This is a genomic window from Streptomyces sp. NPDC057002, from assembly GCF_042673825.1.
Lineage (GTDB): Bacteria > Actinomycetota > Actinomycetes > Streptomycetales > Streptomycetaceae > Streptomyces.
On the sequence record NZ_JBHURZ010000001.1, the window covers coordinates 971,311 to 991,895 of the forward strand.

A 20,585-nucleotide genomic window follows, 5' to 3' on the forward strand; every position below is an offset into this window, starting at 1 on the left:
CGGCTGCCCAGGTGGTTTCTCATCCGTCGGCGTGCGCGGTGGATGACGGTGTGGTGCGCCGGAGTTCATGGGCTTCGGCGAGAAGGAGGTAGCCGGCAGCGGTCCAGGTGTAGGCGCGGTCGCGCAGTCCCGTTCCGGTCAGCGCGTCGAAGTTCTCCGCGAAGCCGAAGGTCTCGCACAGGGCACGGAAACGGGCACTGATCTCGTCCGCGAGTCGGTGATGGCCGGCCCGGCGCAGACCGTCCTCCACGAGGACAGTGGACGGTGCCCAGATCGGGCCGCGCCAGTAGCCGTCAGGGCGATAGTGAGGCGAGGAGGGCAGCTCGGTTGCCAGACCGTGCTCGGTGAGGTGGGTCTCGATCCTTGTGGCCAGCGTCTTGGCAATGGTCTCGGGCAGGTACTCGCCCAGGGCGATCGGCATCAGGTCGAGCAGACTCGACGTGCTCCAGGTCTCCGATGTCTCGACCCCACGGGCGACGAACCGATCGCCGGTCCACAGCTGGTCGAGCATGGCGGCCTGGGTCGCGTCGGCAATACGGGTCCAGTGGGCGGCGTCCTTCGACCGGTTCAACTTCCCGGCTAGGTCGGCGAGTTCGCGAAGTTGGAGGATGAGGAAGGTGGCGAGGTCGGCGGTGACGACGACGCGTTCGGGGTCGAAGGTGGTGGCGTTGTCCCAGCCGCTGTCGTTGCCGTGCTGGTAGTGGGGCAGGGCGGCGCCGGGGGCGCGGCGTGCGGTGAGCCAGAAGTCGGTCCAGCGCTCCAGCATGCCCTAGATCTCGGCGAGTTCGGTTCGGTCGAGGGGGTCGGGGAGTCGTCTTCGGAGGTGGCCGAAGGTCCAGCCGTGGATGGGGGGTTTGACGAAGTTGTAGAGGACCTCGGAGTGGGTGACCGAGTCGGGCAGTGCCCCGCTGGCGTCCTGGTGGTCGAAGGGCAGTGCGAACTGGTCCCGGGCCAGCTCAGGGCAACCGGGGGCCAGGGCGAGGGCGTTGAAGCAGTGGTCCCAGCTCCATACCTTGTCCATCCAGTGCTTGGACATCAGTACCGCGGGGCGGGTGACCAGGGCTGCCGGGCGCACGGTCGCCGACCACAGGACGTATGCGGCGAGTTTTGCGGCCGGAGTGGCGGACGACCGCCAGGGGGCAACAGCATCGACGAAGTCCGTGAAGGCATGTTCTGCCGCCCGCACGACCTGATCGAACGTCCGCGCGCAGGTGTAGGGGCTTCGCGCGCAGTCCAGTTCCTCGACAGCCGCTTCCCAGACTCCGCCGGCGTCCGGGGTGATCGTGAGGCCGCGCTCACCGCTGCCGAGCAGCTGGCTGCCGGACACATCGGTCAGCGCGCCGGACAGCACGGTGATGCGGTAGCGGCGTCCGGTCTCGTAGGAGGTGAAGACGTGCGCGCCGGTGTCCGGGGCGCGGTAGAAGTACGTGCCACGGAACGGTGTCAGGGTCTTCGCCGCTGCGGTGATGCGGAGGCCCAGCCCCTGGCCACGCAGACGGACGGTGTCCGGCGACTCGTAGGCGAGGCCGATACGTCCGCCGTCGTGAACCCACTCCAGCAGGCTCGGTATCGCCTGAACCCGGGTCTCGGCGCGTTCGCCTGTTGTCGGGTCGTGTGGGGTGAGGCGCAGGGTGGCGTGCATGCCGTTCTGGTGTGAGACGAGGTGGAGGTCTTCAGCGTGGGTCCTTTCGGCGAGGACGGGGGAGATGCCGAACCAGGAGCCGTGCGTGCTGAAGGGGATGTCGTGGAGGGAGAAGGCCGGGCCGGCGGGGGCGGCGGTCATGGAGGCGTGACTCGATTCTTCAACGGGGCTGGTGCGGCTGGATGGTGGCGACCGTCAGTCCTTGACGGCGCCGGCGGTCACTCCGGCGGCGACGTAGCGCTGCGCCAGGACGAGGATCACCGCGGCGGGCAGGGAGGCCACGACGGCGGTGGCCATGATGGCGTTCCACTCCTGGTTGTTGTTGCCGATGTACTGGTAGATGCCCAGGGTGATGGGCTGGTGGGTGCCACCGGAGGCGAGGGTGCTGGCGAAGACGAAGTCGGACCAGGACCACAGGAACGCGAACAGCGAGACGGTGACCACCGCGTTGCGGCTCATCGGCAGCACGATCGACCAGAAAGTGCGCAGGGTCCCGGCCCCGTCCGTCTTCGCGGCCTGGAGCAGCTCGCCCGGGACGCCGGACATGAACGCGGTGAAGATCAGCACCCCGAACGGCACGGCCAGGGTCGAGTCGGCGACGATCAGGCCGGGCACGGACTGGAGCAGGCCGAGCTGGAGATAGATGGCGTAGAAGCCCATCGCCATGATGATGCCGGGGATCATCTGGGCGGCCAGGAGGACGAAGTTGAGGATGCCGCCGCCGCGGGGGCGGAGTTTGGCCAGGGCGTAGCCAGCGGGCGCGGCCAGGGCCACGGTCAGGGCGACGGTGCCCAGGCCGACGACGAGGCTGGTGGCGAGGTAGGGCAGTTGCTGGTCGAACACGGCACGGTAGCCGTCCAGTGTTGCATTCGTGGGGAACAGGTCGGGCGGGCTTTTGCGCATGTCCTTGTCGCGGGTGAGGGACACATTCAGCATCCAGTAGACCGGGAACAGCATGACCGCGGTCAGCACCAGCCCGAGGCCGGTCTTCCACCACGAACGGCTGCCGCGAGGGCCACGGGGAGTACGGAGGCTCATGACATCCTCTGCTTCCGCTGGGCCCTCACGTAGACGAGGCCGAAGACCAGCGCCGCGATGACGAGGAGGTTGCCCACGGCCGCGCCGGGACCGAAGGCGGGCAGCAGGTTGCCGAAGCCGAGCTGGTAGGACCAGGTGGCGAAGGTGGTCGACGAGTCCGCCGGGCCGCCCTTGGTCATGATCCAGATGATGTCGAACACCTTCAGCGTGTAGACGAGGCCGAGGAGCAGCGTGATCGCGGAGACGGGGCGCAGCAGCGGGAAGGTGATGCGCCAAAATCGCTGCCAGGCATTCGCCCCGTCCAGGGCGGCGGCCTCGTAGAGGCTGGTGGGGATGGACTGCAGGCCGCTGTAGAGGACGACCAGGTTGAAGGGGACGCCGATCCAGATGTTCGCGACGATCACCGAGGTCAGCGACCAGTCCGGGGAGGTCAGCCAGTTGACCGGCCCGATACCGACGGTGCCCAGCGCGGCATTGACGATTCCGGAGTCGCTGTTGAGCATCCACGACCAGGTCGACGCCGAGACGATCAGCGGCAGCAGCCACGGCACCAGGAACAGGGCGCGCAGGGTCGCCGAGAGCCGGAAGTGCTGGTTGAAAAAGACCGCCAGCACCAGCCCGATGGCGTACTGGAAGACCAAGCACACCGCCGTGAACACCACCGTGTGCACAAGTGCCGGGGCAAAGGTGGGGTCGTCGAAGACGGTCAGGTAGTGGTCCAGGCCGGTGAAGGGGGCGTTGCCTTGGACGAAGGAACGGACGGTGTAGTCGCGCAGACTCAGGTCGAGGTTGCGGTAGAGCGGATAGGCGTAGAAGGCAGCGAGGTAGAGAGCGACCGGGGCAAGGAAGGCCCAAGCCGCCCACTGCGGGGATCGCGGGCGACGGCGTTGCCGTGGTGGGGCGGCACTGGCCGCCGTCCCACCCGGGCCGCCCACCGGAGGGGAGTCCGGCAGGCACGTCGTGCGGTTCATCAACAGGCCTCGGGGGGTTGGCACTTGACGGTCACTTGACGGCGGACTGCGCGGCGGTAAGCGCATCCTTCGGCGACTGGGAGCCGCTCAGCGCTGACTGGACCGCCTTCCACAACTGCTCCGAGATCTTCGGGTACTTGGTGCCCAGGTCGTCGCTGGTACGTCCCCTGGCCGCCTTGACTGCCTCGACCCAGGGCTTCAGCTTGGCGTCGGAGGCCACCTGCTTGTCCTGCACCTCGCTGGTCGGTGCCACATAGGACAGGGTGGTGTCGGTGTCGTACAGGTTCTCGGTGCTGGTCAGGCAGGACACCAGCTTCTGAGTAGTGGCGTAGCGGCCGGTGTCGCCCTGGACCGGGACGGTGACGAACTCGCCGCCGGTCGGGGCCGCGGCGTTGCCCCCGTCGGCGCCGGGGATCGGCAGGACGCCGTAGTCGAAGCCGGCCTTCTCGGCGTTGGCCAGCTGCCAGGTGCCGTTCTCGGCGAAGGCGTAGTCGCCGCTGGCGAACTCCTGCCAGCTGGTGGTCTGGGTGTTGTTGATGACCGAGTTCGGCGCGTACTTCTTCTTCAGCCAGTCGCTCCACAGGGACAGGGCCGAGACACCCTGGGCCGAGTCGAGTTCGGTCAGCTTGGCGCCCGAGCCCCAGAACCACGGCAGGAACTGGAAGCTACCCTCCTCCGTGCCGATCGCGGAGAAGGTGATGCCCTTCTTGCCCGCCTTCTTGACCTTCGCCAGTGCCGCCGTCAGTGACTTCCAGTCCTTGACCGAGGCGATGTCCACGCCCGCGGCCTTCAGTAGGTCCTTGTTGTAGTAGAGCGCGAGGGTGTTCGCGCCGATGGGCATGCCGTAGGTCTTGCCGCCCGACTGGCCGGCCGCGAGCAGGTTCGGGTCAACCTTCGAGGTGTCCACCTTGTTCTCGTCGGTCGTGGTGAGCGTCCCCGCCTCGGCGAGCGTCGACACCACGGGGTTGTCGAGGATGAGGACGTCCGGAGAGTTGTCCTGCTGAGCGGCCAGCAGCGCCTTGTTCGTCAGGTCGCTGGTGTCGAAGGCCGTCCGCTTGATCTTCACCCCCGCCTTGCTGCCGCAGGTGTCCAGCAACTTCGCCCAGTCGGAGCCCTTGGCGAACTGCGGGTACGGGTCCCAGAGGGTGTACTCGCCGCTGTCCTCCGCCTTGGTGGACGTGGTGCCGTCACCGGAGGAGCACGCGGTGGCGCCGACGGTGAGGGCCACGACGGTCATGGCGGTGGCGGTGAGACGGCGTCTGCTGGGTCTGTTCATCGAGTGGTTCCTTTTGATTTTTGGCATGGATACGCCAGGAGAGCCAGAGCAACGGCAGGACGAAGGACTCTTCGAGGCGCAGGTGGGCGGGAGGCAGAGGGGTGACCGGTCAGCCGGTCGCGTCGGAGTCGAGTTCCTTGCAGGTGTCCGCAGGTGAGCCGGTGCCTCCGGGACCGGTGCTGGCCCGGAGGGATATGGGCGGGGCGAGCAGATGGTGGCGAGGCGAAGCATGGGGATGGTCGAGTCGCTCGACGAGCAGGTCGACGGCGAGGCGGCCCATCTGCGCCGCCGGCACGTCGGCCGCCGTGAGCTGGGGCGTGACCGTCTCGGCCCAGCGGGCGGCGACGACGCCGGTGACGGAGAAGTCGCGCGGCACATGGCGCCCGGCCTGCGCCAGCCCCCGGTAGAGACCGCCGAGCGCGGCCTCGTTCAGCGTGACAAGAGCGCTGGTGGCGGGGTCGTCGTGCATGATCTGCTGCAGACAGGCCTCCCCCGAGGGCGCGTCGTCCTCGCAGTTGTACGTGCGAGTGGTGAGCCCGCGCTCCGCGGCGGCCTTAGTGAAGCCCTCGAGCCCACGGTGCGCGGACTCGTACCCGGCGCGCAGGAGTCGCTCGGGCCGGTTGACCAAGGCGATCGTGCGGTGGCCCAGGTCCGCGAGGTGTTGGACACAGGCCGCCGCCAGTGCGGTGTGGTCCAGGCCGACCCACCAATCACCGTCCGGCCGCGCGGTGCGGCCGATACAGACGGCGGGGAAGTCCTCGGCCAGCAGGTGATCGACGCGGTCGTCGTCGAGCCTGATCTCCATGAGGATCGCGCCGTCGACGCGTCGCTCACCCAGCAGCCGCTGGAAGGAACGGTCACTGTCCACGCCGCTCGGGGAGAGCAGTACGTCGTAGTCGTACGTGGCCGCGGCCTCCACCACACTGCCGATGAAGTCGAGCTGCATGCCGGTGTAGTGATTGCCCGCAGGCGGGAACACCAGACCGATCGTGCTGGTCCGACCGTTGGCCAGAGCCCGTGCGCTCGCGTTGGGTCGGTAGCCCAGGTCGTCGATGACCCGCTGGATCTTCTCGCGGGTGTCGTCCGACACCGGACGCTTGCCGCTGAGCGCATACGACACAGTGCTCCGTGAGACGCCTGCCCGCTGTGCAATTTCACCGATGTTCACGGGAACCCCTCAACCGAATTTATCGAACCGGTTCGCTACGCCCCGAGAGGGCAGGAAAGCACCAGCCGAACAACACAAGGTACGAGCCGAGCGGCGATCCGACTGTCGAACCGGTTCGCGTGAAGGGAACGTAGGAGCTGACCGCACATGCGTCAATGCTTTGCGCACACTTCCCGAAGCACGCGAGAAACCCGCGCGGCTGGGCCGTGGCTGTCTCCAATTCTCGGCCAACACCGCCCTCACCAGGCACATCTACTCCGCGTCAGCCCCGGCCCCACTGAGCCACCGGCATCAGGAGGAGAACCGCGTCGAGAGTATTGCCGAAGAAGTTCCGCAGTGTTAGTTTCCGGCGAACCGGTTCGACTTGCTCACATCAGCAGCAGACCCGCTGCCCCATCTTCCGAACGGCTCGCCTGCGACAGTGAGTCGGACGGTGGGCTGTGCCATCGAACCGGTTCGACAAGTCCCTGATCGGTCTCGGCGCCGCCAACCGGGATCCAGCCCGCTGGAACGAACCCGACCGATTCGGCCTGGCAGGCGATCCCCGGGACACATGGGTTTCGGCATGGGCGTCCGCCAGTGCGTCGGCCAGCATGGCGCTCGACTCGGGCCACCAGGGAGGTCAGCAGCGCCTCGGCCCCCGCTCGAGCGGATCCACCGTTCAGGGCCCGCTCTCAGCGCGGTGTGCACGGCGCTTCCTGCGCCAGGATACCCCGGCTGCGCTGCCCGGGATCTTCGGAGTCAGCGGTCGATCATGTCCGACCACAGTGAGCGATGGCGAGCGTCAATCCACGGTCGCTACTGGCAGCGGCTGCGTACTGCGGTCGTGGTATGCGCAGTGACCGCTGTAGGGCGACGCGGAAGCCCGCCGTGCTGCAAGAACCTTGAGTCCTCAAACAGCCCGGAGGTGGATTGTGATCGAGGTGAACGACCTCAGTAAGAAGTACGGGGACAAGCTCGCGGTTGATGCGCTGAGCTTCAGCGTGCGTCCCGGGGTGGTGACGGGCTTCCTCGGGCCCAACGGCGCGGGCAAGTCGACGACGATGCGGATAGTCATGGGACTGGACCGGCCGTCGTCTGGAACGGTCCGCGTCAACGGCCGACCGTACGAGCAGCACAAGGCCCCACTGCAGGAGATCGGGGCACTGTTGGAGGCGAAGGCGATCCACCCCGGCCGCTCGGCGTACAACCACCTGTTGGCCCTGGCCGCCAGCAACGGCATCGGCAAGCAGCGGGTTCTGGAAGTAATCGACATGGTCGGCCTGACAGAAGTGGCCCGCAAGCGGGCGGGCGGTTTCTCGCTCGGCATGGGCCAGCGGCTGGGCATCGCCTCGGCGCTGCTCGGCGACCCTCAGATCGTCATGCTGGACGAGCCGGTCAACGGCCTAGATCCCGAAGGCGTGCTGTGGATCCGCAACCTGCTGAAGGACCTCGCGGACCGGGGGCGGACCGTCTTCGTCTCCTCCCATCTGATGAGCGAGATGGCGTTGATCGCCGAGGACCTCATCGTGATCGGGAAGGGTCGGCTGCTGTCGGCCGGTCCGCTGACCGACTTCGTCGCCCAGTCCTCCAGGCGCAGCGTACGGGTGCGCTCGCCGCAGGCCGCATCCCTGCGTGATCTGCTGTTGGGTGACGCCGTCTCGGTCACCAGCGGCGGGCCCGACGTCCTGGACGTCCAGGGGCTGGAGGCCGCCGAGATCGGGGAGCGCGCGGCGGCCGCCGGCTTGGTCCTGCACGAGCTGTCCCTTCAGGAGGCGTCGCTGGAGGAGGCGTTCATGGAGCTGACCCGCGATGCCGTCGAATACCACGCCAACACTGCGGCGTTCGCCACCACGGGAAGGACGAACCCATGAGTACCACCGACCTCGCCCCGCAGGAGACACAGGAGACGACCGGGAGCGCCGGCCGGAATGCAGGCAGTCTGCGGGTGACCTTTCCGCGGGTCGTCCGCATGGAATGGATCAAGCTGCGGTCGCTGCGCTCGACGATGTACACGCTGGCGATCACCGTGGTCCTCGTCGTCGGCTTCGGACTGCTGTTCAGCAGTCTGGTCGGCTCGGGAGATGGTCCGGGGGAGGACGATTTCGGTGACCCGACGTCGATCAGTCTGGGCGGGGTGACCCTTGCCGCGCTGGCCATGGCGGTGCTGGGGGTGCTGATGAGTGCCGGTGAGTACGCCACCGGATCCATCCGCGCCACGCTCTCAGCGGTCCCGGCGCGTCTGCCGGTGTTGTGGGGCAAGGCCGTCGTCTTCGCCGCGGTAGGTCTCGTGCTCATGTTGGTCGCCTCGCTGGGTGCATTCCTTGCCGGTCAGGCAGTGCTGTCTTCCCGCGACATGGCCACTGCCGCGCTGTCGGATGCGGGGGTTTTCCGCGCGCTGGTCGGCGCGGCGGTCTACCTGACTGGTGCCGGGCTCATCGGCTTGGCGGTCGGCGTCCTGCTGCGCAACACCGCCGGGGCGATCACCACCGTGGTGGGCGCGCTGTTCGTGCTGCCCGGTCTGATCCAACTGCTGCCGAGCAGCTGGAACGACGCCATCGGCCCGCACCTGCCGTCGAACGCGGCGAACGCCCTCATGACGGTGCAGACGAGCAGTGACTCGCTGTCGCCCGGGGCCGGGCTCGCGGTGTTCGCCGGTTACATCGTCGTGCTCCTGGCCGGCGCGGCCGTCCTGCTCAAGCGGCGCGATGCGTGAGCCCGGTCGACGCCGGGACCCCGCCGGCCCGCCCGTACCCTTCAAGGCGTACGGGCGGGCGGCCGCATCCGCCCCAACGAAAGACCCGAACGAGGGACCCGTACGACGAACGGTGACGCCGTGATCGGCCCGGCATGGCTGGCGCGAGTAACCCACGCGCATCCGCGCCTGCTGGATGCCGGCCTCGCCACCCTCGTGGGCGGTGCCGGCACGCTGCCCCTGCTGTTCGGAAGCTGGCCCGACGGCGAACGAGTGTCGGGCGCCGACGCCGTTGCCGCCGGGGCCGCGTTCCTGCTTCTGCTGGCCCGCCGCCGGGCACCACTGCCGTCCTGGCCCTGACGGTACTCGGTGAGGCCGTCTTCACCATCCTCACGTCGTATCCGTCGCGCGCGCTCAAGGTCAGCACATTGATCGTGGTCTACACCGTTGCCCGCACGGCCCGTCGGCGGACCGCGATGATCGCCACCGTCGGCACGGCCGCCGTGCTGTATACCGTCATGGCTGGTTCGATGAACTCGGCCGACAGCCCGCAGGCCGTCGCCATGTTCGCCTGGACCGGAATGTGCGCCGCTGTCGGCGGCACCGTACGCACTTGGCACGACTACCTGGCCGCAGTGGAGGAGCGAGCGGTACACGTGGAGGCGAGCAAGGAAGAGGAGGCCCGCCGTCGGGTCGCCGAGGAACGCCTGCACATCGCCCGGGAACTCCACGCCGTGATCGCCCACCACATTGCCCTGATCACCATTCAGACGGGGGTCGCCCGTCATTTCCTGAGAGGCCGACCGGATCAGGCGGAGATGGCGCTCAGCCACATCCATGACATCGGCCGCACCGTACTGGACGAACTGAGTTCTCTGCTCTACGTGCTCCGACTGTCCGGCGACGAGACACAACCGACCGAACCCGTCCCCAGCCTGTCCCGCCTCGGCCGGCTCCTCGAATCGCTGACCGCCGCCGGGCAGAGCATCCGCCACCGGCAGGAGGGACAGCCGGCCACCCTGCCACCTCGTACACATCGGCCCGACCCCGGCCATGGCCTCGATGGGCACAGGACACGGGCTGACAGGCATGCGCGAGCGCGCACACACCGTCGGCGGCAGCCTCCGTGCCGGAGCGGACGTCGACGGCTGCTTCCTCCTCGACGTGCGTCTGCCGCTTCCCGAAGCCGGCACACCGTCGGGCATCCGCATGGGGCTCCGGTCGTCCCCCGCAGCCCCTCAGGATTCGCCGTCTCCTGCTTCGCGCTGTCGTTCGGCAATCATTTCGATCAACTCTTCGGCGCTGGACCGCGTGTGGCGTTCCACCTCGGCCTCGATGGTCGCGGGGTCACCGCCCAGAATGGCGTCGATCAGTCGTTCGTGGACGCGCAGAGCCCGGTCGGGATCGGATCGGGTGCTCTCGTCGACCGTGATGGCAAGGTTGATCTGCGCTTCGACGGTCGGCCAGATCCGCTTCAGCATGGCGTTGTCGGAGGCCTCCCAGATGGTGCGGTGCAGGGCGATATGGGCCTGGTGGAGGCGTGAGGCGTCCTGTGCACCATGCGCGGCGCGGTACTCCTCCCATGCAGCCTTGAGCTTCGCTGTTCCGGAGCCGTCGGGAGCCTCGACCAGTGCCCGTGCCGCGAGCGTCTCCAGTGCAACGCGGACGGCCGCGGTGTCGGTGATGAACTTCTCGTCGATCGCCGTGACGACGACTCCGCGGTAGGGCTGCTGCTCCAGAAGTCCTTCGTGGATCAGTTGGTAGATGGCTTCGCGCAAAGTCGGACGGCTGACGCCCAGCTGCTGGGCGATGTGCACCTCGCGCAGAGGTCGGCCGGCCTTGAGCTCTCCGGCCAGGATCGCTCGACGGAGCTCGTCCACCGCCGCGTCCCGGCGGGTCTGGGTGGTGACCGGCCTCGGACCGGCCGCCTGGGCTCCCTGCTCGCTCATGAATCCTCCGCAGATTGTCAGACTGCATTCTATGGCGGCGGCGGGAGCGGTCGGACGACACCACGTACGCCCGATGGCCGCGATACCGTCGCCCTCCGCACCACTTGCCCGGAGGAGCAGCGGAATCGCGGCACGGTCAGAATCGGATGGCGTCGATGAACGCCTTGAGGCCTGGCGTTCGAGGATTGGTGAATGCCTCGCTGGGGAGGGCGTCCTCCTTGATCACGCCGTCCTCGAAGAAGCAGAGGCGGTCGGCGGCCTTGGAGGCGAATGCCATGTCGTGGGTGACGATGACGCAGGCGATGTTCTCCTCCTGCTTCAGCTTGGTCAGCACGCCGAGCACCTCGGCTGCGACCGGAGGGTCGAGCGCGGATGTGATCTCGTCACACAGCAGCAGGCGTGGGCGCATCATCAAGGCTCGTGCGATCGCCACCCGCTGACGCTCGCCTCCGGACAACTGCGTGCAGCGGCTGCGCAGATGGCGCGCCATACCGACCTCGGTGAGGGCCTGCTCGGCCCGCTCCAGCAGTTGGGCCCTGCTCTCGCCCAGGACCTGCCGGGGGGCGAGGGTGAGGTTGTCGAGGACGTTCATGTGGGGCCACAGAGTGTAGTTCTGGAAGATCATTCCGATCTGGCCCCGGAGTTCCTTCCACGCTTCCTGGTACTCACCCTCCTGCACGACGGGCTGGCCGTCGAGGTGGATGTCGCCGGCGTCAGGCTCCTCCAGCCCGGCTATGACGCGCAGGAGGGTGCTCTTCCCGGATCCACTCTTACCGATGAGCACGGCGATCTCGCCGCTGCCGATACGGAAGTCGGCCTCCTTCAGGACCTGACGTCCGTGGAACGACTTGCTGACCCCGCGGGTGTGCAGGAACGCCGTGTCATGCGTCGGAGGGCCCTCCTGGACGCCGGTACCGGCCGCGTGGTCGGGTGTGCCCTTGCTCAGAGCTGGGGGGTTGGATTCCTGCGTCGCCATCAGGCACCTTCCGGCTGGGACATCGAGGTGGAGGAGTTAGCCACGACGGGCGGCCGGTAACCGGGCCGCAGACGGCCGAGCGCGGTGCGGAGCGGAGACGAAGGCGGCGGAGCGCCCCGTGATCCGGACGTGATCAGGCGCCGTTCGATGTAGCTGGTAAGGAGTGTCGCGGGGAAAGCGATGACGAAGTACATGAGGGCGACCAGCGTGAAGATCTCCATGGGCCGGTAAGTCTGACTGGAGAGGACATTGCCCTGGAAGGTCAGGTCCGCCTGGCCCAGCGCGGAGACCAGGGAAGTGTCCTTGAACATGCTCACGTTCAGCGACAGGATCGTGGGGATCTGCTGGCGGAAGGCCTGCGGCACGATAATGTGCCGCAGGATCTGGACTCTGCCCAGCCGGAGCATCCGTGCTGCCTCGATCTGCTCGACGGGCACCGACTGCATTCCGGCGCGGTAGGTCTCCGCCATGAAGGCGGTCAGGTGCGCGGTCAACGCCATGATGATCGACAGCTTCGCCGGGAAGGTCGTCTCCAGGAGTGCTGGCATGGCGTAGAACACCCACAGCAGCTGGATCAGGAGCGGCGTACAGCGGAACACCTCGATGTAGAACTGGGCCGGCCAGCGGATGACCTCGATCTTGGACATCCGTGCCACGGCCAGCGGGAAACCCAGGACCGTGCTCGCGGCGATCACGATTGCGGAGATCTCCAGGGTCAGCCACAGGCCGTCCAGGAGGGTGGGCAGCGAGGGACCGAGGACACTCATGTCCAGCGTGTAGGCGAGGTCGAGGGAATGGGGTTGCATCGCGGACTACCTCCGGATGGGCGTCGAGGCTCGGTCAGGACTTGATCTCGAGGTCACCCAGCGAGTCCGCGTCCCGGTAGCCGGCCTCGGCGAAAGCGCGGTCGATCTCGCCACTCGCCACCGAGTTGTCGATGGCCACGTTGATGATCTCCATGGAGCGGGAGTCAATGGTGGCGGGGACGCCGTAGGCCACGTGGCGCACGAGGAGCGCGGGATCGGGAATGACGATGCCCAGGGACTTGTCCTTGGTCGCCATGTCTACGGCCGTCGGCAGGTCGGCGAAGACCCCGCTGGCGCGGCCGGCCTTCACCGCGGAGGCCGCGTTCTGGAAGTTGTCCACCCGCAGTCCCTTGGCCTTGGCCTGCTGCAGCGCCAGGTCCGCGGTCGACCCCTGCGGCACGGCGACCGGCTTGGACGCGGCGAGAATCTGCTTGCTGGTGGCGTATCCGCCGCTTCGTTCCACCAGGAACACCCCGGAGTAGGACCAGGAGGGGTGGGTGAAGCGGATCGCCAGGCTTCGCTCGACGGTCTGGTCGAGGTCGGCGGCGACGTCGTACTTGTTCGCCTGCAGCCCGGCGACGATGTTCTGCCAAGTCGTCGAGGTTGTCTTGACCTTGACGCCTATGCCGTCCGCGAGGTTCTGCAGCGGGATGAGGTCAGGACCGGTGCAGGTGCCGTCCGACTTCACGACGATGGTGGGCGGCGCGTCGGCACAGCCGACCCGCAGCACGCCCGCCTTCTTGATCTTGTCGATCCAGGCCGCCTTGCTGGAGGAGGCGGACGAGGCCACGGCCTGCGACGAGCCTCCGTCCGACCCCGATTGTCCGCCAAGGTATCCGGCGATGAGGGACAACAGGAGGAGTCCCAGCACGTAGAAGGTGTATCTGCTCTGCTTGGTGAGGGCCATGACGTACTCCGGAGGCTGAAGGGCGAGTGAAGGGGAGCGTGCGCTCGCCGCGGAGGTGAAGGTGAAGTGGGGGTCTCATCCGCAGGGCGGGGCCCGTGATGGGGCGGGCGGATACGAGCCAGCAAATTGTCTGACAAGCAGCAAGTTGGGGGAAGGTTAAGGAGGTGGTTCCGCGCTGTCAATGGACGAAGCCGTGATGATTCGCGGCAGCGCCCAAGCCGCTTGCGGCGACCGCCATCGGTTACGTGCTACCTACATCAGGAGCTTGACCTGGTGTTACGCGAGTAGGTTGAACACGAGCGGTGGCCCCAGAGGCACGCCGGCCTCACATGGGGTTCCCTTCTGAAATCCGTCGTTCGTAACCCGGCCGTTGCCTTGCTGGCGGTGACTACGCCTCCAGACCCTGGGCGCCGGCCATGTCTCGCAGGTGCTCGAGGAAGGCGAGGGTGGCCGGATGCGTCGGGGTGCGTGGCCAGACCAGGCGGACCGTCACGGGAGGCGCGTCGGCGAGGGGCAGGTAGCGGATGCCTGGGTGCGGATGGCTGTGCTCGGTTGCCTCGGCGGTGACGCCCACCGCGTCACCGGTGGCGATCACCGTGAGCCATTCGTCGACGTTGGCCACCTCGAACGTGCGGGGTCGCCGCCCGTCGGGCCAGAGGTTGGTCGTCGTGGCGGCGGTGGCGCAGAGCACCACCGAACGGTCGGCGAGATCAGTCAGGCGCACGATTGGACGACGGGAGAGAGGGTCATTCTCGGGTACGGCGACCAGGCGCCGTTCCCGGAACAGCGGCTCGACCTCCAGTCCAGCGCCCGGGCCGGGCATGGTGCGCAGGAGCGCCGCATCGATCTCCCCGCGGCGCAAGGCCGCTTCCGGGTCGTCGCGGCGGTGCACCTGCACCGGGGTCTCCGGGTGTGCCTCGCGCCAGGTGCGCAGCAGTGGCACGGTACGGTCGCCGAGTGCCGCCCAGGCGAACCCGATGCGCAGCGGCCGTATCCCCGTCGCGGCCTCCGCCAGCGCATCGTTCACCTGATGGAGTATCAGATGGGCGCGCTCGTAAAGCCGTTGGCCGACACCGGTGAGGGCCAGGGCGCGGGTGGTCCGGTCCACCAGGCGCACGCCGATCCTGCTCTCCAGCTGCTCCAGGGTGCGCGAGAGCGCGGGCTGGCTGATGTGGAGCACGGCCGCGGCACCCGTGATGGTGCCCTCGTCCCCGATCGCGGCGAGTGCCCGCAGGTGGCGTAGCTCCACATTCATAACCCTGGAGCATAAGTGCTCCAGGGAAGGTATTTCCCGCACGCCTCCAGGCGGGCCTAGCGTCGCACTCATGAAGATTCTCCTCATCGGTGCCACCGGAACGCTCGGCACGGCCGTCCACAAGGCACTCGCCGACCGCGGACACGAGGTCCTCACTGTGGGACGCAGCGGCGGTGACCTGCGCTACGACATCACCGACCCCGCACAGATCGCGGAACTGTACGACCGGGCCGGCCGGGTGGACGCTGTGGTCGGTACCGCTGGTGACGTGCCGTACAAGCCGGTCACCGAGATGACTCCCGAGGACTACCTGGCCGCTTTCCGGGGCAAGGTGCTCGGCCAGATCGACCTGGTGCGGCAGGGGGTCCCCCGCATCGCCGAGCGCGGCTCCTTCACCCTGATCACCGGCATTCTGACTCGCGAGCCGATCCCCACCGGCAGCGCGGCCTCCATGGCCAACGGCGCACTGGAGGCGTTCGTGCGCGCCGCCGCCATCGAGATCGCCCCGCAGCGCATCAACGCGGTCAGCCCCACGGTCTTCACCGAGAGTCTCGCCGACTACGGGGACTACTTCCCTGGCATGACGTCGGTCGACCTCGCCGACGTCGCGCGGGCGTATGTCCGCTCTGTCGAGGGCGCCCAGACCGGACAGATCTACGCTCCGTAGACACTCTTTCCGCAGTTCAGGGGCCCCATGCAAGTGGGGCCCCTTTCGTGTGCGCGCCTGCGCATGCGCGTGGCAGTCGCCGGAAGGCAGGAGCAAGCTCATTCACAACAAGTTCGCCCCAACTTATTGACTGGGCGGGATGGCGAGCCTAGCGTCAGTCGCAGATTGTTTGACAATCTGCGGCGGGTTGGAGTTGCCGCCCGCCGCAAGAGGCGCCCGACGCGCCCTGTCAGGAGGTACACGACGCCATGCGGATCATTGTTGTGGGCGCCGGGGCCGTCGGCCTGGCGAGTGCCTACCGGCTGGCCAAGAGCGGCTGCGAGGTTGTGGTACTGGACGCCCGGCGTGCGGGCTCTGCCGCCACGCACGGCAACGCGGCCAAGATCGCACTGGCGGAGAGCGGCCCCGTGCCGGCCCCTGGAGTCATCCTCCAGTCCCTGAAGTGGATGTTGAAGCCGGACAGTCCGCTGTACGTCAAGCCCTCACTCGCCCCGGGCTTCGTGAAGTTCATGCTGACCATGGCCCGGCACTGCACCGCCCGGGACTTCCGCCGCGGGCTGGAAACCCAACTGCGCCTCGCCGAGGGGACCATGGATCTCCTCGACGACTGGAGCCGAGACGGTATCTCCTTCGAAATGCACAAGGCCGGCGTCCTGCTGGCCTTCGAGACCCGGGAGAGATACCAGGACCAGTGCGCGTCCCTCGACGTCTTCGAACGGTTCGGCATGGTTCCCGAGCACCTGCACGGAGACGCCGTCCAGACTTGCGAACCGGCACTGAACAGCCGGATCCGCCACGGTCTGTACTTCCGGGACGACCGGCAGGTGGAGCCCGATTCCCTCACCCAGGGCCTGGTCAAGCGCTGTCAGGAACTGGGCGTGGAGATCCATGAGCACACCCCGGTACAACGCTTCCTGCGGCAAGGCGACACCGTCACCGGAGTGGTGACCGACAGGGGCGAGATCACCGGCGACTCCCTGCTCCTGGCGGCCGGCGTCTGGACCGGCCGTATGACCCGCGAACTGGGCGTCCCCCTGCCCATCCGCCCCGGCAAGGGCTACAGCGTCGACTACGCGCCCGCCCCCCTGCAACTGCGCACCTCCCTCACCCTGGAGGACGCTCGGGTCGCGGTGACACCACTGAACGGATTCCTGCGTCTGGCCGGCACGATGGAGTTCGGCGGCCTGGAAGAGAACATCAACCTCCGGCGCATCGCCGCCATCAAGAGGGCAGCGGCCGATGCTTTCACCAGCTGGGGCAACCCCCCGGGCGAGGCCAGTCCCTGGGCGGGCCTGCGGCCTATGACCCCCGACGGGCTTCCCCTCATCGGGCGGCTCCACCCTCTGCCCAACGTCTACGTGGCCTCGGGCCACGGCATGCTGGGCCTCACCCTGGCCCCGGCGACCGCCGAGATCATCACGGAGGCCATCACCCAGCAGCGTCTCCCCACCGCCGCCGAGGCGGTCTCCCCGCTCCGCTTCACCCACAGGTGACGTATGCGGGCGCCGTGACCAGGTCCCCTTCCCACAGCACCTCCGCCGCGACGCCGGGGCCGGTCGCCCTCGGTCCGAGGCGGCCCACCCCCGCAATGCCGTTTCTTCCCTCGCCCCTTACATCCCTCCACTGACTTCAGGAGATCGCCCATGAGTACCCCGCAGTTCACCGGCATCCTCGCCGCCGTCGTCACCCCACTGACCTCGGACGGCAGCGCCGTCGACGCCGCGGGTGTCAAGCGCCAGGCCGACCACATCATCTCCGGCGGCATCCACGGCCTCGTCCCCGGCGGAAGCACTGGCGAGTTCACCACGTTGACCCTTGACGAGCGCAAGCAGGTCACGGAGCTGTACGTCGAGGCCGCCGACGGGCGCGTCCCAGTGGTCGCCGGAACCGGCGCACTGAGCACGGCGGAGACGGTGGAACTCAGCGTCCATGCCGAGAAGACCGGTGCGACCGCCGTTATGATCGTGCCGCCGTTCTACGACGCCCCGTCATTCGAGGAGCTCCTCGCCTATTTCGGCACGGTCTCGGAGGCGATCGACATCCCGATCATGTACTACAACATTCCCTCCGCCACCGGCGTGCAGCTCACCCCCGAAGAGCTGGCGAAGCTGGCCCGCGAGACCGCGGTGACGTCCTACAAGGACACCGGCGGAGACTTCGCCTGGCTCACCGCCGTCCAGCAGCGGCACGCAAAGGACATCGCCGCCCTCAACGGCTGGGACACCCTCACCTTCGCCGCTCTCGCTAGCGGAGCCAAGGCCGGTGTGTGGGGCACCGCCAGCGTGATCCCCCGGCTGTGCGCCGACCTGTACGACGCCCTCGCCGTCCGAGCCGATCTGCACGCAGCACGCGAGCTGTGGGCCAAGATCTTCCCGATCTGCCGTTTCCTGGAGTCCCACAACTACGCCTGCGGTATCAAGACCGGGCTCGACCTCATCGGTGTGGGCGCCGGACCCATGCGCGCCCCCGTCCTGCCGCTGGCCCCCGAGTACCGCGAGGAGCTGCGCACCCTGCTCACCGCTGCCGGCGTCGAGACCGCCGACCCCGTGGCTGCGTGATGACCACGCAGCATCGCCGCGTCCACGCGATCGACGTCCACGCCGAGGGCGAACCAGGACGCGTACTGATCGGAAGCCACCTGCACGTGCGGGGTGCCACCATGGCCGAGCGGCTGCAGTACTGCGAGAAACACCTCGACGACCTGCGCCGGCTCCTGCTGCGGGAGCCTCGCGGCTACCCAGCCCTGTGCGGCGCCCTGGTACTGCCCCCGGCCGACCCGTCGGCCGACTTCGGCCTGGTCGTACTGGAACAGGGCGGCTTTCGCCCCATGTCCGGCTCCAACCTGATCTGCGCCGTCACCGCCCTGGTGGAGACGGGGGCGGTCCCGGTCACCGAGCCGGTCACCGAACTCACCGTGGACACCGCGGTCGGCCTCGTCCGGGTCCGCGCCGACGTCGCAGGGGGAAAGGCCACCCGGGTCACCTTCGCCAACGTGCCCGCGTTCACGGTCGCCCTCGACCACGTCCTGGAGCTGCCCGAGTACGGGTCCGTGCCGGTCGACATCGTCTTCGGCGGGCAGTTCTTCGTGCAGGCGCGCGCCGCCGACCTGGGTATCCGTCTCGATCCCTCCGCCGCCAAGGAGATCGTCCGCGCCGGAGCTGTGCTACGGACCGCCGCCCAGCAGCAGGTGCCGGTCAGCCACCCGCTCAATCCGGGCATCAACCAGATAGCCCTGACCATGATCCACGGCCCGTCTCCGACGCCGGGCGCAGCCGGCCGCAACGCGGTCGTCCTGCCGAACGGCGAGGTGGACCTGGCCGATCCGGCGACCTGGACCGGCACGCTGGACCGCTCCCCGTGCGGCACCGGCACCTGCGGCCGCATGGCCGCCCTGCACGCACGCGGCGAACTCCCCCCGACCACACCGTTCGTTCACGAATCGATCCTTGGCACCACCTTCACCGGCACCCTCCTGGGCACCACCCGGGTCGGCCCCTTCGAGGCCGTTCTGCCGACGATCAGCGGCCGCGGCTGGATCACCGCGTTCAGCCAGTACGTCCTGGACGAGACCGACCCCTTCCCGCACGGCTACACGCTCGGCGACCTGTGGGGCGAGCCGAGCCCCCCGCCCATCGGGCCGGACGAGACCGAACTGGAGCACTGATGGAGACCACCGGACAGCAGTTCATTGCCGGGAAGCGCCGCTCCGGCACGTCCGGCGAGCAGTACTCGGTGACCAACCCGGCCACGGGCGAGGTCCTGGCCACCGACACCCTGGCCGGCCCGGAGGACGTGCGCGAGGCGGTGGCCGCCGCCCGCGCCGCTTTCGCCGCATGGTCGCGCACCACGCCCGCCGAACGCTCCGAAGCCATGCTGCGCTGGGCCGACCAACTCCAGGCCCGCAGTGAAGAGTTCGCCGACACCGAGAGCCGCATCGGCGGCAAGCCGATCAGGTTGACCCGCGGCTTCGACGTCCCGGGCTCGATCGACAACGTCCGGTTCTTCGCCGGTGCGGCACGGAACCTGGAAGGCCGTGCCTCAGCGGAGTACTCCGGCGAACACACCTCCACCATCCGCCGCGAACCCATCGGCGTCATCGGCTCCATCGCTCCCTGGAACTACCCGCTGCAAATGGCCGCCTGGAAGGCGCTGCCCGCCGTCGCCGCCGGCAACACCGTGGTCCTCAAGCCGTCCGAACTCACCCCACTCACCTCGGTGATGTTCGCCGAGGCGGCCCAGGAGGCCGGGATCCCCGACGGCGTCATCAACGTCGTCACCGGCACCGGCCCTGTCGCCGGGCATGCCCTGGTCACCCACCCCGACGTTGCCATGGTCTCCTTCACCGGGTCCACGGCGGTCGGCCGTCAGATCGCCGCGCAGGCGGCCGGGTCGGTCAAGCGGGTCCACCTCGAACTCGGTGGCAAGGCTCCCTTCGTCGTCTTCGACGACGCCGACCTGGAGGCCGCCGCCCGCGGCGCCGTGGCCGGCGCTCTCATCAACGCCGGCCAGGACTGCACGGCCGCCACCCGCGCCTACGTCCAGCGTCCCCTCTATGAGGCATTCGTCGAGCGGGTAGCCGCTGTCATGGACGGCGTACGCCTGGGCCCGGTCGACGACCCCGACACCGACATGGGCTCACTGATCTCCTTCCAGCAGCGCGACAAGGTCGCCGCCATGGTTGACGCCGCCCGCAAGGCCGGAGCCACGATCGTGCGCGGCGGGAGGATCCCCGACGGGCCGCTGGGCCGGGCCGCCTACTACGAGCCCACCCTCATCACCGACGCCGCGCAGAACTCCACCATCGTCCAGCAGGAGATCTTCGGTCCGGTCCTCGTCTGCCTGCCCTTCGACGGCGACGACGACGCCATCCGACTGGCCAACGACACCCCGTACGGGCTGGCCGCCTCAGCCTGGACCAGCAACGTCTTCCGCGCCGGACGCGCGAGCCGCGAGATCCAGGCAGGCTGCGTCTGGATCAACGACCACATTCCGATCATCAGCGAGATGCCGCACGGCGGATACAAGGCCTCCGGCTTCGGCAAGGACATGTCGACCTACTCCTTCGACGAGTACACCAACATCAAGCACGTCATGTCGGAGATCACCGGCGAGCGACACAAGGCTTGGCACGAGGTGGTCTTCACCAGCCACTGACCTGCTCCCGATGCAGCGCGTCCACCCCGGCTGAGCGGGGGCGGTCTTCCGGCCAGGAGACCGCCCCGCGGCACGTCTGTCCCGTGGTCCGGCCTCCCGGGA

At 68.3% G+C, this 20,585-nt stretch carries 18 protein-coding genes and 2 pseudogenes; 9 read left to right on the plus strand and 11 right to left on the minus strand.

Annotation, left to right across the window (positions count from 1 at the left end; genetic code table 11):
- Nucleotides 1-19 precede the first annotated feature (19 nt).
- The 5 genes and pseudogenes from ACFT32_RS04395 to ACFT32_RS04415 form a co-directional block, all read right to left on the minus strand.
- Nucleotides 20-1,783: pseudogene (locus tag ACFT32_RS04395) on the minus strand (amylo-alpha-1,6-glucosidase).
- Nucleotides 1,784-1,837: 54 nt separating this feature from the next.
- Nucleotides 1,838-2,680 carry a carbohydrate ABC transporter permease gene (locus ACFT32_RS04400; RefSeq protein ID WP_382485709.1) on the minus strand — a complete coding sequence of 281 codons (843 nt, stop codon included), beginning with the start codon at nt 2,678-2,680 and terminating at the stop codon, nt 1,838-1,840.
- Nucleotides 2,677-3,651: a carbohydrate ABC transporter permease gene (locus tag ACFT32_RS04405; protein ID WP_382485711.1), complete on the minus strand. Its 975-nt coding sequence runs from the start codon at nt 3,649-3,651 to the stop codon at nt 2,677-2,679. The genes ACFT32_RS04400 and ACFT32_RS04405 overlap by 4 nt, the downstream gene beginning before the upstream one ends.
- Before the next feature lie 31 nt (nt 3,652-3,682).
- Nucleotides 3,683-4,927, minus strand: a complete 1,245-nt coding sequence (locus tag ACFT32_RS04410; RefSeq protein WP_382485713.1) for an extracellular solute-binding protein — start codon at nt 4,925-4,927, stop codon at nt 3,683-3,685.
- Between the two features lie 109 nt (nt 4,928-5,036).
- Nucleotides 5,037-6,095, minus strand: a complete 1,059-nt coding sequence (locus tag ACFT32_RS04415; protein ID WP_382485716.1) for a LacI family DNA-binding transcriptional regulator — start codon at nt 6,093-6,095, stop codon at nt 5,037-5,039.
- 914 nt (nt 6,096-7,009) lie between these two features.
- Here ACFT32_RS04415 and ACFT32_RS04420 point away from each other — a divergent pair.
- From ACFT32_RS04420 to ACFT32_RS04430, 3 genes are all read left to right on the plus strand, one after another.
- On the plus strand, nt 7,010-7,948 hold the full coding sequence (locus ACFT32_RS04420; RefSeq protein ID WP_382485718.1) for an ATP-binding cassette domain-containing protein: 939 nt from the start codon (nt 7,010-7,012) through the stop codon (nt 7,946-7,948).
- Nucleotides 7,945-8,790, plus strand: coding sequence for an ABC transporter permease subunit (locus ACFT32_RS04425; protein WP_382485720.1), 846 nt, complete (start codon nt 7,945-7,947; stop codon nt 8,788-8,790). Before ACFT32_RS04420 ends, ACFT32_RS04425 begins: the two co-directional genes overlap by 4 nt.
- 120 nt (nt 8,791-8,910) lie before the next feature.
- The gene (locus ACFT32_RS04430; RefSeq protein ID WP_382485722.1) at nt 8,911-9,129 is read left to right on the plus strand and encodes a hypothetical protein; all 219 of its coding nucleotides are present in this window, start codon (nt 8,911-8,913) and stop codon (nt 9,127-9,129) included.
- A gap of 79 nt (nt 9,130-9,208) precedes the next feature.
- Here the strand turns inward: ACFT32_RS04430 and ACFT32_RS04435 are convergent, their stop codons facing one another.
- Nucleotides 9,209-9,373, minus strand: a complete 165-nt coding sequence (locus tag ACFT32_RS04435; protein WP_382487100.1) for a hypothetical protein — start codon at nt 9,371-9,373, stop codon at nt 9,209-9,211.
- Between ACFT32_RS04435 and ACFT32_RS04440 the strand changes: the two are divergent.
- A pseudogene (locus ACFT32_RS04440) lies at nt 9,351-9,650 on the plus strand (histidine kinase); the annotation flags it as partial. The gene ACFT32_RS04435 and the pseudogene ACFT32_RS04440 overlap by 23 nt on opposite strands.
- A gap of 357 nt (nt 9,651-10,007) precedes the next feature.
- On the opposite strand, the gene ACFT32_RS04445 reads toward ACFT32_RS04440, so the two are convergent.
- The 5 genes from ACFT32_RS04445 to ACFT32_RS04465 form a co-directional block, all read right to left on the minus strand.
- A complete protein-coding gene (locus ACFT32_RS04445; RefSeq protein WP_382485725.1) occupies nt 10,008-10,718 on the minus strand; it encodes a GntR family transcriptional regulator in 711 nt (236 codons plus the stop codon).
- Nucleotides 10,719-10,854: 136 nt separating this feature from the next.
- On the minus strand, nt 10,855-11,694 hold the full coding sequence (locus ACFT32_RS04450) for an amino acid ABC transporter ATP-binding protein (protein WP_382485727.1): 840 nt from the start codon (nt 11,692-11,694) through the stop codon (nt 10,855-10,857).
- Nucleotides 11,694-12,500 carry an amino acid ABC transporter permease gene (locus ACFT32_RS04455; RefSeq protein WP_382485730.1) on the minus strand — a complete coding sequence of 269 codons (807 nt, stop codon included), beginning with the start codon at nt 12,498-12,500 and terminating at the stop codon, nt 11,694-11,696. Before ACFT32_RS04455 ends, ACFT32_RS04450 begins: the two co-directional genes overlap by 1 nt.
- Before the next feature lie 34 nt (nt 12,501-12,534).
- Nucleotides 12,535-13,407 carry a transporter substrate-binding domain-containing protein gene (locus tag ACFT32_RS04460; protein WP_382485733.1) on the minus strand — a complete coding sequence of 291 codons (873 nt, stop codon included), beginning with the start codon at nt 13,405-13,407 and terminating at the stop codon, nt 12,535-12,537.
- Between the two features lie 388 nt (nt 13,408-13,795).
- Complete coding sequence (locus ACFT32_RS04465; protein WP_382485736.1) at nt 13,796-14,662, minus strand: LysR family transcriptional regulator; 867 nt, start codon at nt 14,660-14,662, stop codon at nt 13,796-13,798.
- 70 nt (nt 14,663-14,732) lie between these two features.
- On the opposite strand from ACFT32_RS04465, the gene ACFT32_RS04470 reads away from it, so the two are divergent.
- The 5 genes from ACFT32_RS04470 (at nt 14,733) to ACFT32_RS04490 (ending at nt 20,483) form a co-directional block, all read left to right on the plus strand.
- Nucleotides 14,733-15,329: a short chain dehydrogenase gene (locus tag ACFT32_RS04470; protein WP_382485739.1), complete on the plus strand. Its 597-nt coding sequence runs from the start codon at nt 14,733-14,735 to the stop codon at nt 15,327-15,329.
- A 248-nt stretch (nt 15,330-15,577) separates the two neighbouring features.
- Nucleotides 15,578-16,822, plus strand: a complete 1,245-nt coding sequence (locus tag ACFT32_RS04475) for an NAD(P)/FAD-dependent oxidoreductase (protein ID WP_382485741.1) — start codon at nt 15,578-15,580, stop codon at nt 16,820-16,822.
- Between the two features lie 150 nt (nt 16,823-16,972).
- The gene (locus ACFT32_RS04480; RefSeq protein WP_382485744.1) at nt 16,973-17,887 is read left to right on the plus strand and encodes a dihydrodipicolinate synthase family protein; all 915 of its coding nucleotides are present in this window, start codon (nt 16,973-16,975) and stop codon (nt 17,885-17,887) included.
- Complete coding sequence (locus tag ACFT32_RS04485) at nt 17,887-18,993, plus strand: proline racemase family protein (protein WP_382485746.1); 1,107 nt, start codon at nt 17,887-17,889, stop codon at nt 18,991-18,993. The genes ACFT32_RS04480 and ACFT32_RS04485 overlap by 1 nt, the downstream gene beginning before the upstream one ends.
- Nucleotides 18,993-20,483, plus strand: a complete 1,491-nt coding sequence (locus ACFT32_RS04490; protein ID WP_382485749.1) for a gamma-aminobutyraldehyde dehydrogenase — start codon at nt 18,993-18,995, stop codon at nt 20,481-20,483. The genes ACFT32_RS04485 and ACFT32_RS04490 overlap by 1 nt, the downstream gene beginning before the upstream one ends.
- Nucleotides 20,484-20,585 lie beyond the last annotated feature (102 nt).